This is a genomic window from Ensifer sp. EB106-05-01-XG146 (genome assembly GCF_058791875.1).
The window spans coordinates 1,095,001-1,111,256 of sequence record NZ_JBYTDX010000003.1 but is presented as its reverse complement, the minus strand read 5'-3'; the positions used below and the strand labels follow the sequence as shown (position 1 = coordinate 1,111,256).

General features: G+C 60.0%; 18 protein-coding genes. 15 read left to right on the top strand and 3 right to left on the bottom strand.

Going from position 1 to position 16,256, the window contains the following annotated elements; genetic code table 11:
• The first annotated feature begins 118 nt into the window (after positions 1–118).
• The 5 genes from AC3WVQ_RS33825 (at position 119) to AC3WVQ_RS33805 (ending at position 4,014) form a co-directional block, all read left to right on the top strand.
• On the top strand, positions 119–1,126 hold the full coding sequence (locus AC3WVQ_RS33825) for an LOG family protein (protein ID WP_492383503.1): 1,008 nt from the start codon (positions 119–121) through the stop codon (positions 1,124–1,126).
• Positions 1,127–1,729: 603 nt separating this feature from the next.
• Complete coding sequence (locus AC3WVQ_RS33820; protein WP_492383502.1) at positions 1,730–2,092, top strand: EF-hand domain-containing protein; 363 nt, start codon at positions 1,730–1,732, stop codon at positions 2,090–2,092.
• A gap of 487 nt (positions 2,093–2,579) precedes the next feature.
• Entirely contained in the window at positions 2,580–2,840 is a 261-nt protein-coding gene (locus tag AC3WVQ_RS33815) for a PepSY domain-containing protein (RefSeq protein ID WP_192445672.1), read from the top strand.
• 2 nt (positions 2,841–2,842) lie between these two features.
• Positions 2,843–3,493: a cytochrome b/b6 domain-containing protein gene (locus AC3WVQ_RS33810; RefSeq protein ID WP_492383501.1), complete on the top strand. Its 651-nt coding sequence runs from the start codon at positions 2,843–2,845 to the stop codon at positions 3,491–3,493.
• Positions 3,494–3,549: 56 nt separating this feature from the next.
• Positions 3,550–4,014, top strand: a complete 465-nt coding sequence (locus AC3WVQ_RS33805; protein WP_492383500.1) for a helix-turn-helix transcriptional regulator — start codon at positions 3,550–3,552, stop codon at positions 4,012–4,014.
• A 245-nt stretch (positions 4,015–4,259) separates the two neighbouring features.
• Here AC3WVQ_RS33805 and AC3WVQ_RS33800 read toward each other — a convergent pair whose 3' ends face one another.
• Positions 4,260–4,562 carry a DUF982 domain-containing protein gene (locus tag AC3WVQ_RS33800; RefSeq protein WP_492383499.1) on the bottom strand — a complete coding sequence of 101 codons (303 nt, stop codon included), beginning with the start codon at positions 4,560–4,562 and terminating at the stop codon, positions 4,260–4,262.
• 18 nt (positions 4,563–4,580) lie between these two features.
• On the opposite strand from AC3WVQ_RS33800, the gene AC3WVQ_RS33795 reads away from it, so the two are divergent.
• On the top strand, positions 4,581–5,219 hold the full coding sequence (locus tag AC3WVQ_RS33795; protein WP_492383574.1) for an NAD(P)H-binding protein: 639 nt from the start codon (positions 4,581–4,583) through the stop codon (positions 5,217–5,219).
• A gap of 427 nt (positions 5,220–5,646) precedes the next feature.
• Here AC3WVQ_RS33795 and AC3WVQ_RS33790 read toward each other — a convergent pair whose 3' ends face one another.
• Both AC3WVQ_RS33790 and AC3WVQ_RS33785 read right to left on the bottom strand, forming a co-directional pair.
• Complete coding sequence (locus tag AC3WVQ_RS33790) at positions 5,647–6,963, bottom strand: aspartate aminotransferase family protein (protein WP_492383498.1); 1,317 nt, start codon at positions 6,961–6,963, stop codon at positions 5,647–5,649.
• A gap of 2 nt (positions 6,964–6,965) precedes the next feature.
• Entirely contained in the window at positions 6,966–8,015 is a 1,050-nt protein-coding gene (locus AC3WVQ_RS33785) for a phosphotransferase (protein WP_492383497.1), read from the bottom strand.
• Positions 8,016–8,196: 181 nt separating this feature from the next.
• Here AC3WVQ_RS33785 and AC3WVQ_RS33780 point away from each other — a divergent pair, with 181 nt between their 5' ends.
• The 9 genes from AC3WVQ_RS33780 to AC3WVQ_RS33740 all read left to right on the top strand — a co-directional run bounded on the left by AC3WVQ_RS33780 (position 8,197) and on the right by AC3WVQ_RS33740 (position 15,549).
• Positions 8,197–8,877, top strand: a complete 681-nt coding sequence (locus tag AC3WVQ_RS33780; protein WP_492383496.1) for a GntR family transcriptional regulator — start codon at positions 8,197–8,199, stop codon at positions 8,875–8,877.
• 76 nt (positions 8,878–8,953) lie between these two features.
• Positions 8,954–9,694, top strand: a complete 741-nt coding sequence (locus AC3WVQ_RS33775; RefSeq protein WP_492383495.1) for an SDR family NAD(P)-dependent oxidoreductase — start codon at positions 8,954–8,956, stop codon at positions 9,692–9,694.
• 197 nt (positions 9,695–9,891) lie between these two features.
• Entirely contained in the window at positions 9,892–10,944 is a 1,053-nt protein-coding gene (locus tag AC3WVQ_RS33770) for an ABC transporter substrate-binding protein (protein ID WP_082566398.1), read from the top strand.
• A 90-nt stretch (positions 10,945–11,034) separates the two neighbouring features.
• Positions 11,035–12,114, top strand: a complete 1,080-nt coding sequence (locus AC3WVQ_RS33765; RefSeq protein ID WP_112772929.1) for an ABC transporter ATP-binding protein — start codon at positions 11,035–11,037, stop codon at positions 12,112–12,114.
• On the top strand, positions 12,111–13,289 hold the full coding sequence (locus tag AC3WVQ_RS33760; protein ID WP_113080429.1) for an ABC transporter permease: 1,179 nt from the start codon (positions 12,111–12,113) through the stop codon (positions 13,287–13,289). The genes AC3WVQ_RS33765 and AC3WVQ_RS33760 overlap by 4 nt, the downstream gene beginning before the upstream one ends.
• Positions 13,290–13,291: 2 nt before the next feature.
• The gene (locus AC3WVQ_RS33755) at positions 13,292–14,074 is read left to right on the top strand and encodes an ABC transporter permease (RefSeq protein WP_492383494.1); all 783 of its coding nucleotides are present in this window, start codon (positions 13,292–13,294) and stop codon (positions 14,072–14,074) included.
• A gap of 41 nt (positions 14,075–14,115) precedes the next feature.
• A complete protein-coding gene (locus AC3WVQ_RS33750; protein WP_442780596.1) occupies positions 14,116–14,346 on the top strand; it encodes a helix-turn-helix domain-containing protein in 231 nt (76 codons plus the stop codon).
• Between the two features lie 326 nt (positions 14,347–14,672).
• Positions 14,673–14,993: an SIS domain-containing protein gene (locus AC3WVQ_RS33745; protein ID WP_268091000.1), complete on the top strand. Its 321-nt coding sequence runs from the start codon at positions 14,673–14,675 to the stop codon at positions 14,991–14,993.
• A gap of 22 nt (positions 14,994–15,015) precedes the next feature.
• Positions 15,016–15,549: a tyrosine phosphatase family protein gene (locus AC3WVQ_RS33740; protein ID WP_492383493.1), complete on the top strand. Its 534-nt coding sequence runs from the start codon at positions 15,016–15,018 to the stop codon at positions 15,547–15,549.
• Positions 15,550–16,256 lie beyond the last annotated feature (707 nt).

The window sequence follows — 16,256 nt, the reverse complement described above, 5'->3', positions numbered from 1 at the left end:
TTGGTCGGACGCTGCGGGCAGGCTCTTCGTGTCGGCCCTCCGGTTGCCGTGGGTCTCCGATCGTAGCTTTCCCACCGAGCGGATCGAATCCTGTTAATCTTTGGGGTATCTTCCTTGGATGAAGGCAAGACGTCGGCAAAATGGGACGAAATCAGGTGCATCAGGGTCGGGTGCGATATCCCAGCCGCCGCGGCCTTTGGGTGGCACCCAAACTTTGCATCGGCAGAACGAAAAATCGGCTGCCACTGACGTTGAATTGTCCAAGCGGATTGACGCCATAGTCAGGAGTGAAAGCTATCGTTTGGCGATGGAAGACCCGGCGTTCCTGGATCGTGAGGACGTCCGTGGACCGAGGCTCGAAGTTGACTATCTCAAACCGGAACTGCTTTTGAGGCAGCACGGGATCGAGGGGACAGTTGTCGTTTTCGGGAGCACGCGAATTTGTGATCCAGATGCGGCGCGGCGCAATCTCGATGCTTTGCGTGATGCGGTAAACGGGCACACCGACCTCAGTTCCATTCTGCGGCTTCGGGCCGCCGAGCGGATCGTCGAGAACGCGCGATTCTACGAAATTGCCCGGGATTTTGGCCGCGAAGTCGGTCGGTCCAATCGCGCACATCGTCAGCAGTCCCTCGTTATTATGACTGGCTCGGGGCCTGGAATTATGGAAGCCGCCAATCGTGGCGCGTTTGATGTGGGAGCGCCGTCAGTCGGTCTCAACATCAGCCTGCCACACGAGCAGGATCCCAACCCTTACGTAACTCCCGAACTCTGCTTTCGGGTGCACTATTTTGGAATCCGCAAGTTGCACTTCCTCTTGCGAGCCAAAGCCCTCGTCGTCTTCCCGGGCGGTTTCGGCACGCTTGATGAGCTGTTTGAAACGCTCACGCTGGTTCAGACCCGCAAGATCGAGCCGCTTCCAATCGTTCTTGTCGGCGAGGAATTCTGGCGCCGAGCAATCGATTTCGATTTCCTGATCAATGAAGGCTTAGTGGACCCCGAGGATAGCAAACTCTTCTGGTTCGCCGAAACGGGCAGGCAAATTTGGGAGGGCATTCTGAACTGGCACCGTGAAGCCGGAGCGCCCCTCTTTCCGCCGTCCCCACCCAAAGATCGCCACATATGAAGGTCTGACGTCGTCACTGCGATCGTCGAACGCTGTAACCAACGTTTCGATCCGGTAGCGATCTTCTAGCGGCCCATTGATTGGGTCGATAAATCCGTTGCTGGTCGCGCCCTGCCGCAGGGCTGAAATGAGGACTTTGTGGTCGTTTCAACAGCACCGGTCGTGCCTCACGACCTGCCGTGAGAAGTAGAGGACAGTATCTCGTGAAGAGAACTCTTTCCTCCGCCTGCTCCGTCTCTATACAGGCCAGGTCAGACCGCTGAAATGATCGTATTCTCCACATTCAAGCCTTCCGCGAACTCTCTCCTGTTGCGTGTGTCACGGATGTTTGCCGCCTTGACGGCCCGCAGATCAGGCGGCTGTTTACCATTCAAGCCAGGCCAAGAACTCTAGCCTCGACGCCCGTGTGAACATCGTGAAGCTGTTTCCCACGGACATTATGTGCCCCGCCCAAGGCCGGACAAGGCTTAATTGATTTGGCGCAAGGAACGGGTTCGAATTTAGCGGTAATCTGGTCGTGTCTTAATTTTCGCGGGCGAGCCAGAGAATGGAGGCATATCAAGGTCTTTGGTCGCTATTCTGCGCTTGAAACGGAGAACGCACATGAACACGACGATGTCCGCATATGTGGCGATTTTCGGCGCGTTTCTATCCTGTAGCCCAACGCCGTCCTTTGCCCAAGATTCCCCGGCCCTGAAACAAGATGAGCATCCTGGTTACTCCGAGATGATGCCGGGGGCGATGATGGAGGGAAGACAACACGGCATGATGGTGGGGCGGATGCGGCAAGGCATGATGCAAGGCCACACGTTGAAAATCATGTTTGCCGTTGCCGATAACGACGGTGATGGTGCCCTTTCGTTCGAGGAAGTCACCGCAATTCACAAGAGGATCTTCGACAAGGTCGATGCAAACAAGGACGGAAAAGTAACGCCCGAGGAAGTTCAGGGCTTCATGCGCGATTAGCAGCAGCGCCATTCTTCGAGACCTGTGCGCTTTCCGGCGAAATCGCCTCTTGCTACGACGATGCCTTCCTGCTCGTGTCGGCCGGTCCAGCATCCGCATTGCCCCGCAATGGAGGAAGGATCTCCCAACCGCGACCTCGAGCTCTGGCCGGCGAGGGCCCTTCGGCGTTGCTTGGCAAGCTCGACGCGAACCTGTTCGGTCCTTCTGTTGAACTCGTAGGGATGCTTGTCGAAATGGGCCCGCGACACCGGCAGCTCCATCCTCAGCTAGGTGTAGCCCGCCGGTTTCGTCATCTCTGGCGGCGCGCGCCGGTGGAATGTGAATTTTCCAAGAATGTCTATGAGCCTTCCCGTAAGGAAAAGGGAGCGTAAGCACTTGCTTATCCGGACCGAAATCAGCAGATTGCCAATCGACGTAAATCATACTGATCGGACCTTCTGGTTTCGCCTCGGCGCTTGGCCCTGGTGATCCATGAAAGGAAGTCATGATGATTAAACCGATCGCACTCGCTCTTACGATTTCGACATTGCCCTACACTGTGTTCGCGACGCCGGCCGTGGGCGATCGCGTGGGGACCAATCCCACCGACGCCACGGCCGCGCTGGAGAAATCCGGATGCAAGGTCTCGGACTTCGAGCCCGAAGGCGGCCAGATCGAAGCGAAATGCTCGGATGCAGGCGGGAAAGCTTGGGAAGTCTATATCGACCCCAAGTCCGGAAAAGTCAGTCAGATAAAGGACGGTGACTGACCATGGGCGCCTACGACGAGAAGGCAACTGAGGGGGCGGTCCAGCCCCCCAATCCTTGGGATCCACTCGTGCGCATCAGCCATTGGGCGATTGCGGCTGCTGTACTCGCAAACGGGTTCATCACCAAACCCGGCGGCATAGCGCATGTTTGGGTTGGATGGGCGGTGATCGGCGTGTTCGCGAGCCGGTTGATTTGGGCTGTCGTGGGGCCACAGGAGGCGCGCTTTAGTGCCTTTCCCCCATCGCCATCTGCGGCGTTGCACCATATCGGTAATCTATTGCGGGGCAGGGCGCGTGAATATCCTTCGCACAATCCCGCGGCTGCGATCATGGTCTACACTCTATGGGCTTGCCTCATGCTGGTCACGGCGACAGGCCTCCTCATGACCGATGGCAAGAGCCCGACTGCCATTGCCGAAGAACGCGCTGCGATCGCCGCGGGCAACTGGTCGGTTCTTGTCAAGTCAGGTTCCGAAGGCGATGATAACAAGGGCGAGTTCTCCATGCGCGTCGCCGGGGAGGTTCATGAGTTGGCCGCAAATCTCTTGCTGGTCCTTGCTGCTGTTCATGTCGGAGGTGTGCTCATCGAAAGTCGAGTGCTTGGCCGAAATCTCGTCCGGCCGATGATCGTCGGCAAGCGCCGGCGGAGCTAGCAGAGATGCTGAGATCCTCAAAGGGGCGGCGCCAATCCGCCGCCCTCGCAGTTCTTGTGCTGATCCAGACGATCGCTGCGGCCTTCTTCGTCGGCGATGCCTTTACGGACCTGCTCGAATTTCCCGGGACCGCCCATGCCCTGGTCGAGGCAATGGTAGCCGTGGCACTCGTCCTTGGCATCCTGATCGGAGGGTGGCAGCTTCGCTTGACGCTGGATTCTCTGCGCGAGCAGGAGCGCTCGCTGGAAACAGCGCGCGGCGAGCTTGCGCGAATTGTCGACGTGCAGTTTGCGGCTTGGGGACTAACCTCCGCCGAAAGCGATGTTGCGCGGCTTGCCCTGAAAGGGCTCGACGCGCCCGCGATCGCTCGCATACGAAACGCCGCGCCCGGTACGGTTCGCGCTCAACTCACACGCGTCTATGCCAAAGCGGGTGTATCGGGCCGAGAGCAGTTCATGGCATGGTTCTTTGAAGACCTGATGCACGAAAGGCTGCTTCCACCGGAGAGAGAGGTGTGTTGATTGACCAGAAAAGTGATCTCAAGAAGCCTGCCCCAACTCTCCAGTGCCAACCTGTTCACAAGGCTATTCCCACATGCTCTCGTAAAGTCGCTCCGGATTTTGATCTTTTAGGCTTCAAAGGTAGCGAGACTCGGAGGAGGGGTTGTCAGATCTTCGTTGCCTGCCTGCGAAACACATCACCTTGAAGATATCGCAACGGCGCGAGCCGAGAGGCCACAATCGCGGCCTCTCGCGGGAAGGTCAGATCACGGTGAGATCCGACCTCCACCGGACCTTGCCTTGATCATCCAGGGGAGCACCGCTGGAGCCTTCACCAGTATGCCCTTCTTTTTCGCGAAGGCGTGAAGCGCGTCTCGCGCAACCGCGACTGGCTTGTGACCGTCATGTGCCAGATAGCACGTCTTCAGGGTTGCGTCGTGAATGATGTCGCGATCTCCTTTAGACCACTCCTCAAGGAAATCGATAGCATCGGTCAGGTTCGTGATTTCGAGGACCAGATCCTTCCTTTCACGCAGGTAAACTGGCCGGTCAAACATCTTCGGGTGCATTTCTACCTCACTGAATAGCTGCGGCACCAACACCAGCCTGGGAGCGAGATAGCCTGCCAGCCGGCGGGGCCGTTCGGTGGAGTCCGTCAGGCCCGTCCTTGGGAGAACGGGCCTGAACAATCCCGTTCAACGAAGCTAGGTGGCGATATTGCTGCCAATGCCCGTGTCATCGAGGGGGACGTTCTCGATGCCGCCAAGCTGAAGGAAGCCATTTCCGGTCAGGACGTGGTTTATGCCAACCTGGCCGGTAATGTCGACGCACAGGCACTAGCCATCATCGCCGCCATGCATGACACTGGCGTCCGCAAGCTGATCTTCTGCACCACGCTCGGCATCTACGACGAAGTGCCGGGCAGGTTCGGTGAATGGAACAACCGGGAGATCGGTGCGTATTTCCCGCCCTACCGCAAGGCGGCGGATCTCATCGAAGCATCGCACTTGGATTATGCCGTGCTGCGTCCAGCCTGGCTGACCGACGCGGATGAAGTCGATTACGAAACGACCGAGCGTAACGAGCCCTTTAAGGGCACCGAAGTCGCGCGCAAGAGCGTCGCAGCCCTTGTCGTGAAGCTGGCCGAAGCGCCGGGTGCGCTCGGCAATCGCAACATCGGCATCAACAAACCCAACACCGATGGCGACAAGCCCGCGTTCATGTGAATGGGCTGGCCACCGGCCCGTAACAACGACCCGATCCTGAAACCAAGGAGATCGCATCATGGAAACCGTGAAAATTCGCAATTACGAATTGTATTGGGATATCACCGCCGACATCCACTTCCCGCCGAACTTCGACAAGTCGAAGAAATATCCGGCGATCATCAGCGCGCGTCCGATCGGAAGCTGCAAAGACCAGACCTCGGGCAACGTCTATGGGGTTGCTCTGGCGAACGAAGGTTTTCTCGTCATTGCCTTCGATGCGAGTTTTCAAGGCGCCAGCGGTGGCGAGCCGCGTTTCATTGAAGACCCGACGCTGTGCGTCGAAGACTTCCGCCATGTCGCCGACTATCTGGTCACGCTTCCCTACGTCGCAGCCCCGGCTCGCGACGCTGCGCAAATGTATCGACTGCGGCGCGAAGCCTCCTCTTCAAAGAGACCGCAACACGTCGCCAAATGCATCCAACAGCATGTCCGCATTCTCGCGAGAAAAGACGAGAGGTGGCCGGATTTTCAGAACATTGGCATTCGGACCGGAGGCGCTGATGAGGATGCGGCGATCTCGCAGACCATTTACGATCCGAGTCGTTAGCGCGGCATCAGGGCTCTTGGCGGCAGGGTCGGCAACGATCTCGACGCCGATGAAGAGACCGGAACCGCGCACGTCCCCGAGAGCGTGGTATCGATCCGAAAGGCTCTTGAGGCCACCCAACAGGTAGGAGCCGACCTCCAGCGCATTTTGCTGCAGCCCCTCAATGCGGATCGTGTCGAGCACTGCCTTGCCGGCCGCGGCGGCGACCGGATTGCCGCCGAACGTGTTGAAATAGCGCGCCTTTGGGCCGAACTCAGCGATAACTTCGGGGCGCAGCACTATACCCGCCATCGGATAGCCGTTACCCATTGGTTTGCCGATCGTCACCATGTCGGGTGCAACGCCGTGGCGTTCGAAACCCCACATCGTTTCGCCCGTTCGACCGAAGCCGGGCTGCACCTCGTCGGCGATGAAGAGGCCGCCAGCCTCGTGGATCGCGTCCACCGCAGGCTTGAGAAAACCTCTCGGCCCTTCGAAGATGCCGTCGCTGGAAAAGATCGTATCCGTGATCAGCATCGCCGGCTTGATGCCGTGACGTTTGAGATCGGCGATTGCGGCGCGCACGTCGTGGCCGAATTTTACCGCAATCTGTTCGGGCGAGTGACGGTAGCTGTCCGGCGCGGGCACCGTGCGCACATGCGGGCCGAGCGTCACGGATTCGCCGAGCGAGGGCGAGAATTCGGCAACCGCGCTCGTCAGGCCGTGATAGGCGAGGTCCGTCGCGATGATGCCGGTGCCCCCAGTGACGAAGCGGGCGATGCGAACGGCGAGATCGTTCGCTTCACTGCCGGTGCAGGTGAACATGGCCTGGCTGAGCGCCTCGGGGAAGGTGGCCGTCAGTGCCTCGGCATAGGCGACGATCCCTTCGTGCAGGTAGCGTGTGTGAGTGTTGAGCACGGCCGTCTGCTTCGTGATTGCCTCCACGACGCGCGGATGGCAATGGCCGAGCGAGGCGACGTTGTTGTAAGCGTCGAGATACCGCTCGCCGGCCGTGTCGTACAGAAAGACGCCTTCGCCGCGGACAAGATGTAGCGGTTTTTCGTAAAACAGGCGGTAGGCGGGACCGAGCACTTTTTCTCGGCGCGCGATAAGCGCCCTCTCGCTCTCGTCTAGTCGGTCGAAGTCTGCACGCGAAAAAGCATTCACCATCGACATGATCAAGCCTCGGAAAGGTTGGGCGCGAGCCGTTTCAGCCCGGCCGGAGTGAGATCGACTATGTTCTGCAGGCCGCGGCATGCGGTAGCGTGATTGCGCATGATATAGGCCCGGTTCTCAGGAAAACGTGCGGAACGCCACTCCGCGATGATGATGGACATGGCGAGGCGGGAACGGGCGAGAAGCGGTAGTAGCTCGATTTCGGCCGGCTCCAGCGCGCGCGCCGACAGGAATCCTTCGAGGAAGGCGCCGGTGCGGGCGGCCCAGTTGTCGGTCGCAAGGTGATAGGAGAGGGCGACGGCAAGGTCATTGATCAAGGGCGCATGCACCATGTCGCCGAAGTCGATGATACCAACAACTTTGGTCGGCTCTGCCGGATCAAGCAGGATGTTGTGCGGATTGAAATCGTTATGGATGATCTGCCGGCGCTTGATCGCGGCGATCGCCGGCATCGAGCGTTCGAACTCGGCGAGTATGGCCTCCACCTGCGCTCGGCGCTCGATGCCGACATGGTCGAGCAGGGCGACAAGGTCGAGTGTATGAGAAATGTCCCACATCAACTTTCCGGCGGGCGGGCGCCCTTTGTAGTCTTCGAGACCCAGCCCAAGTTGTGCGAGCGCTCGGCCGACGTTGCGGCTCTGCGTCTCTGAGGCCGAGGTGCGGTACTGCAGTTCGCCGCCGAGGAAGGTCAACAGGCGCATGACGCGGGGGCCATCGGAGGTGGAAAGCGTATGGCTCGGCGCTCCGGTTTTCGTGAGCATGAGCCTTGGCACCGGGACATTGGGGGCCGCAGCCTCCAGATGCATTAGCGCACCATCCTGGAACTCAAGCGAGGCCGGGTCTTCGGCGGGATTGGCAATCTTGAGGATGAAGTCCTCTCCGTCCGAGCGGGTAAAAAGAAAGGTCTCGTCCCTTTCGCTTGAGAGCCGCCTGATCGAGCCGCTCGCGCCATAGACCTTCTTCACCGCCGCCTCCGCATCGGAAAGCGATGTCGCGCTCCATGTTGCCGACATGGAATCGGCGTTCTTGGCGGTGGGCGATGGCTCCGTCATGCTTGCTCCGTTGGCGCGGTCGCCCGCATTTCCGTCAATCTCTGCCCGTCAGCTGACCACGACAACGACGACATTGTCGCGCCGAGCCTTTCGGTGAATGATGTCTGCGACACGCCATACTTGAAACATAGCGAAAAAGATGCATCAAGTATCTTGTTATTCCATTTTTTGGACGAATTCTATGCCTCAATTCACGTCACTGGATCATGAGAACCTCAACAGCGTCGTTTATGGTGCGTTGTGCGATGCGCTTATCCAGGGCCGGTTCCAACCCGGCGATCGGCTGAAGATCCGGGCTCTGGCAGAGCAATTCGGCACAAGCGTTACGCCGATCCGCGACGCGATCCTTCGGCTTGCCAATGACGAGGCGATTATCTTCCGCTCGCCGCGTGACATCCGCATCCCGGGCTTGAGCGAAAACCGCTACCGCGAGATCCGCGCAATACGGGTGCGCCTGGAGGGACTGGCCGCGGAGACTGCGGCTCAGGTGGCGACGAGCGCGGATATCGAAGCGTTGGAGCGAATCTTGCGCGAAAACGAACAAGCAATCGAGGCCGGCGACCGACTGAAGGGTACGCAACTCAACCAAGCCTTCCACTTCCTGCTGCCGCAGATCGCCGGGCTGCCGGTGCTGAACAGCATCCTGCGGCGGCTCTGGCTGCGGATGGGACCACATATTTCCGATGCTTACATAGAGGGCGGACGGGCGATGATTGACCACCACTACCCGGTTGTCGAAGCCCTGAAGCGGCACGATCCCGCCGCCGCTTCGATGGCAATCGTCGACGACATCCTGCTCGGCGGCAAGCCGATCCTCGAGCGTATCGAACGGGGCAGCGAGCCGGAGGCGCGCCGGGCTTAACGTCGCTTGGAATAGGAGACTTGCAATTCATGGGCAGCCTATTACGATGCATCAAACATCAAAAGGAAGCGCTCCGATGACCGATGATTGCCGGTACATGTTGCTGACGGGGGCGAGCCGCGGGATCGGGCACGCAACTGTCAAGCTCTTTCAGTCGAAGGGCTGGCGCATTCTCACCGTTTCTCGCCAGTCCTTTTCCGAGGAATGTGCCTGGCCGTCCGCACGCGAGAGCCATATCCAGGCCGACCTTGCCGATCTCACGCAGATTGACCGCCTGGCTGCGACCGTGCGCGAGCGCCTACCGAACGGGCGCCTGCATGCCCTCGTGAACAATGCGGGCATTTCGCCGAAGGGACCGGGCAAGAGTCGCCTCGGTGTGCTGGATACCGATGCCGATGTCTGGACGCAGGTACTCAACGTAAATCTTGTGTCGACCGCTTTGATCGCCCGCGCGCTCATGCCGGAACTGGAATCGGCGAAGGGCTCGATTGTCAATGTTACGTCCATCGCAGGCTCTCGCGTCCACCCTTTTGCAGGCGTTGCCTATGCGGCGTCCAAAGCGGCGCTGGCCTCACTGACCCGCGAAATGGCGCACGAATTCGGCCAACGCGGCGTCAGGGCGAACGCCATCGCGCCGGGCGAGATCGAAACGTCTATCCTGTCGCCCGGAACCGATGAACTGGTGGCGGCGGAAGTGCCGATGCGAAGACTGGGCGAACCGCGCGAAGTCGCGGAGACCATCTACTTCCTTTGCACCGAGCCATCGTCCTACATCAACGGCGCGGAAATCCACATCAACGGAGGGCAGCACGTCTGACAACGGTCAAATCGGGAAAAACCCGTTGGCCTGCAATGACTAGAATGCATCCATCGGTTGAAACGTCCAAGGGAGAATGGGCGCAAAGACCGGTGAGGCCGCAGCCACCGCCGCAAACTGGACGGGGACAACGGTCTGCATGGGATCGTCATCGGAGCCGCAGCGGCTCTTTCACCAACGAAGAAAAGGGGAATGCCATGAAGACAATCTTTCAATCGGGTGTCCTGGCGGCGGCTGCCGTCGTTCTGTCGGCGGGCCTTGCTGTGCCGGTTTTCGCGCGAGATCTAACAGTCGTTTCATGGGGTGGAAACTATCAGGATGCCCAGCGCAACATCTACTTCAAACCGTTCTCCGAAAAGTCCGGCAAGCCAGTGCTCGACGAAGCCTGGGACGGCGGCATCGGCGTCATCCAGTCGAAGGTCAAGGCCGGCGCACCGAACTGGGATGCGGTGCAGGTGGAAGCCGAAGAACTGGCGCTCGGTTGTGCCGACGGTCTTTATGAAAAGATCGACTGGGACAAGATGGGCGGTAAGGACAAATTCCTCGAATCTGCTGTCAATGACTGTGGTGTCGGCGCCATCGTCTGGTCGACGGCCATCGCCTATGACGGCGACAAGCTGAAGGAAGGCCCGACTTCCTGGGCGGACTTCTGGAACGTCGAAAAGTTCCCCGGCAAGCGCTCGCTGCGCAAGGGCCCAAAATACACGTTGGAATTCGCGCTGCTCGCCGATGGTGTCTCCAAGGATCAGATCTATGACGTTCTCGGTACAGAGGAGGGGGTCGCCCGCGCCTTCAAGAAACTCGACGAATTGAAGCCTAACATCGTCTGGTGGGAATCGGGCGCACAGCCGTTGCAGTTCCTCGCATCGGGCGAAGTCGCTATGACTTCGGCATACAACGGCCGCATCACCGGCATCAATCGGTCGGAAGGCAAGAACTTCAAGGTCGTCTTTCCCGGCAGCATTTATGCCGTCGATAGCTGGGTCGTGTTGAAGGATGCGGAGAACAAGGAGGCTGCGCAGGACTTCATCGCTTTTGCGAGCCTGCCGGAAAACCAGGCGAAACTGCCGGAATTCGTGGCATACGGTCTGCCGAACAAGGAGGCCGCGTCCAAAGTACCGGCGGAATTCTCCAAGGACCTGCCAACCGATCCTGCCAACATGACAGATGCCATCTCGCTCAATGTCGATTTCTGGATCGACAATGCCGAGACGCTGACGCAGCGCTTCAACGCCTGGCTCGCCCAGTAAGAACATCCGTGGTGAAGGGCGCTCCACCGGGAGCGCCCTTTCCTGGATGGCTGGGTGCGTTTCTTGAGGACGCATCCTTCGCCTTTAGCGATGGAGTCTGCCGTGGCCGAATACATTCGATTTGACCGCATTACGAAATTCTACGGCCCGCTTTGCGTGGTTGAACATCTCGATCTCGGCATCGGGAAGGGGGAGTTCGTCAGCCTGCTCGGCCCGTCCGGCTCGGGCAAAACAACGCTTCTTATGATGCTCGCTGGCTTCGAGCAGCCGACCGCGGGCGAGATCCTTCTCGACGGAACTGCCATCAATAAGGTGCCCACCTACAAGCGGGACATGGGTGTTGTCTTCCAGAGCTACGCGCTCTTCCCGCACATGTCAGTCGGCGAAAACATCGCTTTTCCGCTCCAGATGCGGGGTATTGGCAAGGCGGGGATCGATGAGCGCGTCAAACGTGCACTCGACATGGTGCAGCTTTCAACCCTTTCCGACCGACGGCCCTCGCAGCTCTCGGGTGGCCAGCAGCAGCGCGTGGCGCTGGCCCGGGCGCTTGTCTTCGAACCGCGTGTCGTGCTGATGGACGAGCCACTCGGCGCGCTTGACAAGCAGTTGCGCGAGCAGATGCAACTCGACATCCGCGATCTGCACCGCCGCCTCGGCCTAACAATCGTTTTCGTTACGCATGACCAGTCCGAAGCGCTTACGATGTCGGATCGCGTCGCCGTCTTCAACAAGGGCAAGATCGAGCAGATCGGGACACCCCGCCAGGTCTACGACGAGCCGGCGACGCGCTTCGTCGCCGAATTCATCGGCGAGACCAATCTCGTCGAAGGTGTCGTGGAAACCGTGCAAGGCGCGGAAGCGACTGTGCGTCTTCGTTCGGGGGCACAAATTGTGTCGGCGGTTTCCGGCAGCGTCGCTTCCGGCCAATCCGTCTTTCTCTCCATCCGTCCGGAACGGGTAGATCTCAGCGAGACGCGCAGTGAGGGTCGAAACGTCTTGGAAACGGAAGTTACGGATTCCGTTTATCAGGGCGATCATTTGCGCGTGCAGTTGCAGAACGCCACTCACCCGCTGATCGCCAAACTCGGCAGAAGGTCGCGCGAGTTTCCGCCAGGCACCAAAGTCTTTGCGGCGTTTTCGGCCGGCGATTGTCGGGTCATTGCGCCATGAGTGGAGTCTCCTCCCGCACTGGACGATCGCTGCTTCTTCTGGCGCCGCTGCTCTTTTTCCTCATCGGCTTCTTCGTTTGGCCGCTCTTCAGCATGATGGCGCAGTCCGTGTCGGATCCGGCCGTGTTGCGGCTGCTGCCACGCAGCGCGGAAGTTCTGGCCGATTGGGACCGTAAGTCTCCACCCACCACACCCATGCAGATGGCGCTGATGGAGGACCTGAAGTCCGTCGACGACGATCAGGCGCTTGGTGACATGGTGCGGCGTCTCAACAGCGCCCGCTCCGGGTTTCGCACGCTGATGGGCAAGACGACGAGTGCACTGAAAGATACGGCGAACCCACCCGCCGACCTCGTTTCCATCGACAAACGCTGGGAGAAGCCGGAGTTCTGGCTGGCGATCGCAGATGCGCTCTCGCCCTATACCGACCGCAACCTGCTTGCCGCCGTCGATCTTGGTCGCAATGCGGCTGGTGATATCGAGCATCTGCCACCAGACCAGTCCGTCAACGCCGTGATCCTCATGCGCACCTTCTGGATAGCCGCGCTCGTCACCTTCGCATGCGCCTGTATCGGCTTTCCGTACGCAATCATCGCCGCTTCGCTCGAGGGTTGGAAGCGTGATCTGATGCTTGGCGCGGTGTTGTTGCCGCTGTGGACGTCGCTTCTGGTGCGCACCGCGGCCTGGTTCATCCTGTTGCAGGAGCAGGGTCTCATCAATGATCTCCTGCGCGCCATCGGCCTCATAGATGCGCCGCTGACGCTGATCTTCAACCGCACCGGCGTCATCATCGCCATGACCCATGTGTTGTTGCCGTTCATGGTGCTGCCGATCTATTCCGTGCTCATCACCATCCCGAAGAACTTGATGCCGGCCGCCGCCTCGCTCGGCGCGCGCCCGCTGCGCGCTTTCCTGCGAGTGCTGCTGCCGCTAAGCCTCAGGGGTGTGGCGTCCGGCGCTCTGCTAGTGTTCATCTCTGCGATTGGCTATTACATAACGCCGGCGCTGATTGGCGGACCGGGCGACCAGATGATCTCCTCGATCATCGCCTTTTACGCCACGGGATCGGCGAATTGGGGCATGGCCGGTGCGCTCGGGGTCGTACTCCTGGTCGCAACTCTACTGCTCTACAGCGTCTACTCACGGCTCTCCAGCGACGAAGTTGGGGGGCGGTGACCATGCCGATAAAAATCGCCAAGGCCACCTTCGCCACGCTGACGATCCTCTTCCTCGTCGCGCCACTCATTGCCATCCTGCCGCTCGCCTTCACCTCGAGCGTGATCCTCACCTATCCGATCCCGTCGTGGTCCCTACGCTGGTTTGAGGAACTCTTCTTCGCGGACGCCTGGCGGCGGGCAATCGTCAACAGCCTGATCATCGGCACGGGCACGACCTTGCTCGCAACCGCGCTTGGTACGGCCGCGTCGCTCGGCCTGCGCAACCGCCTTCTTCTCTTTCGCGGTTCGATGCGCACACTTTTCCTGCTGCCCATGGTGGTGCCGGCCGTCGTGCTGGGGGTCGGCATGCAAATGCTGCTGGCGGGTTTTGGCCTTACCAACAGTTACATGGGCGTGATCATCGCCCACACGGTCGTTGCGGTGCCCTTTGTGGTCGTGAGCGTCACCGGCGCGCTTGCCGGCATCGACCAGCGCGTCGAGCTTGCGGCCCAGAGCCTCGGTGCTTCGCCAACCACGGTGTTCCGCCGGGTCACCCTGCCGCTCGCCATGCCGGGCGTACTCTCTGGCGCGGTGCTCGCCTTTGCGACGTCGTTGGACGAAGTCGTCCTCACGCTCTTCGTCGCAGGCCCGAACCAGCGGACGTTGGCGCGGCAGATGTTTTCCAGCATCCGTGAAAACATCAGCCCTGCGATCGCTGCGGCGGCCTTCCTCTTCATCGCGGGGACGGTTTTGATCGGGCTCGTTGTGGTTGTGTCGCGGTCCTTGATTGCGAAGCGGCGCTAGGAGACGGGAAGCACAGCGCTCCCAGCATCTCACCGCAGACGGTGTCGAACTCTGCAGGATTGCGGTGCGGCGGCTTGCATTTCCCGGACGCAGTACGTGACCTCCGCAGAGGCATAGGTCTCAGCCAGCAGGAGTTTGCCGAGATCGTCGGCCTCACTCGTCGGCAGATCGCGGAAATAGAAGTTGGCGGTGCGAACCCAAGGTTGGAGACACTGGAGAAAGTCGGCCGGGGGGCTTGGTCGTTGGCTTCGTGGCGAAGCCAGAGACCCTAGTCTGCTAGCCTCGGAATACACGGTTTGAATTCCGTCCGATTAAAAGTGAAATCTCGTCTAAATCAAAGTGGGGCTCACCCACGTTCACAACCTTCACATTCGCCGGATTAAATTGATGCTCAAGCGGAACGCTAAGTACGGGGCATCCGATCCCATCCCCTTTCGGATGTTGAAGGTCCTGCCACGGCCCTTTTTCCGCGCTTCCCGTGACGCGAATTCCTACTTTCCCCCACAGCGCGGCGCTATGCTGAAAGCTCTGATACGCTTCATCCCCGGCTCGTTTGCAATGCTGTCACAGCTTCGCCGTCCTACCCATCTTCACTGACATGAATTCCGATCCAACCTTGCAGATGGTTTCCGCACCGCGCCTGACGGGAGAAGACGTGCTTTTCGTGCTCTCCTTCTCGGGCCGAACGAGCTATCTTATTTCGAACATCGAGATTGCCAAGAAGGCCGGCGCACGTATAGTTTCCATCTCTCCGGGCGGCTCCATCGTCGCCTCCCTCGCCGATGGAAGCATCAATCTCAACGCCTACCGCGCCTCGACCCATCCGCTCATCGTGCCGACCGGCCGCGCCCCGATGTATGTGATGCTCGACGTGCTTTTTGCCCTGCTCGCGCGCAAGTGCGAGGCAGACACGCTATGAACCGGATGCAAGGACAATCGACATGGAAACGACCTTTTCGCCAGTGCTGACCGTTTGCGGGATCGACGAACTACCGGGCCAGAGCGACAGGAAGGTGACCCACGTCCTGTCGATCGTCGATCCGGAGCTGCCGGAACTTGAGGCGTTTGGCGGTTACGGCGCCCATCACCGCACGACCTTGCGCTTCCACGACATCATTGCAGCCGTACCTAACCGGGTGATGCCGCGCCCCGACCATGTCGAGGCGATCCTTCGCTTCGGCAACGACTTCCTGGAGCGCGCAGATAAGCAGGCGTCGAGCCACGTTCTGGTGCATTGCCATATGGGCGTGTCGCGATCGACCGCCGCGATGCTGGCCCTGATGGCGCAGGCAAACCCGGACGAGCCGGGCGAGAGCCTGTTTGCCCGTCTTGTCGCCATCCGTCCGCAGGCCTGGCCGAACTCGCAGATGATCGGCTTTGCCGATGAACAGCTCGGCCGCGGAAGCGACCTCACCACGGCGCTGCGCCGCCATTACGGTCGCGAGGCGGAGTTGAAGATGGCCATGCTCGGCTGACGTCGACCGCTGGCTCGTAGACCTTTTGAAGGATCTTTCGTGGCCGTTCGATGATCATGCGATCCGCGAGCTTGAAGGCGGCCCCGCCCTCTGCGGCCGCGACCTCAGCTGCGTCGCGCACCGAGCGGGCCTAGGCGTCTCGCTGACGCCGCCACATACCCAGGCATCGACTAGTCGCATGTTCTCGATCAGATCAGGCGAGCAATCGACGCTGACGAGAGGGCGCGTTTAGAAAGGGAAGGGGCTCTTTTCGGGAGCCACCATTGGGTGGGGGAGCACGGCTCCCACATCGTCAGCGCCGCCCACACTTTCGCCCGCGTGTATATAACGTCATGGTGACGCGGGCGGCTTGCGGTTGGGATGCTCGCATCGTTTGATGCAGTTTATCGTCTCTGACGCGGTGACCGCTTCTTTTGCGCGACTCCTTAGCGAAATCGACCTTCTTCGGAACGTCGGTCGCCGTGCCATCAGCCCTTCGAGGCGAGATCGAGCAACTTCGCTCGCAGAAGATCATCACCTTCTCATGCCAGAACCTCGGCCTGTAGCGAGCCCATTTTCTCAGAGATGTTCGAGACCCATGCTGTCGGCAACATCCACATCGGCCGCCTGTTGGAGAGGCAGGCAAATGGGAGGCGGCTCATCACCAGGATCAGTACCCCGTATTTGAGCGGAGCTGCTTGCCGGGGGCGTGGGCCCGGTTGCTGAAT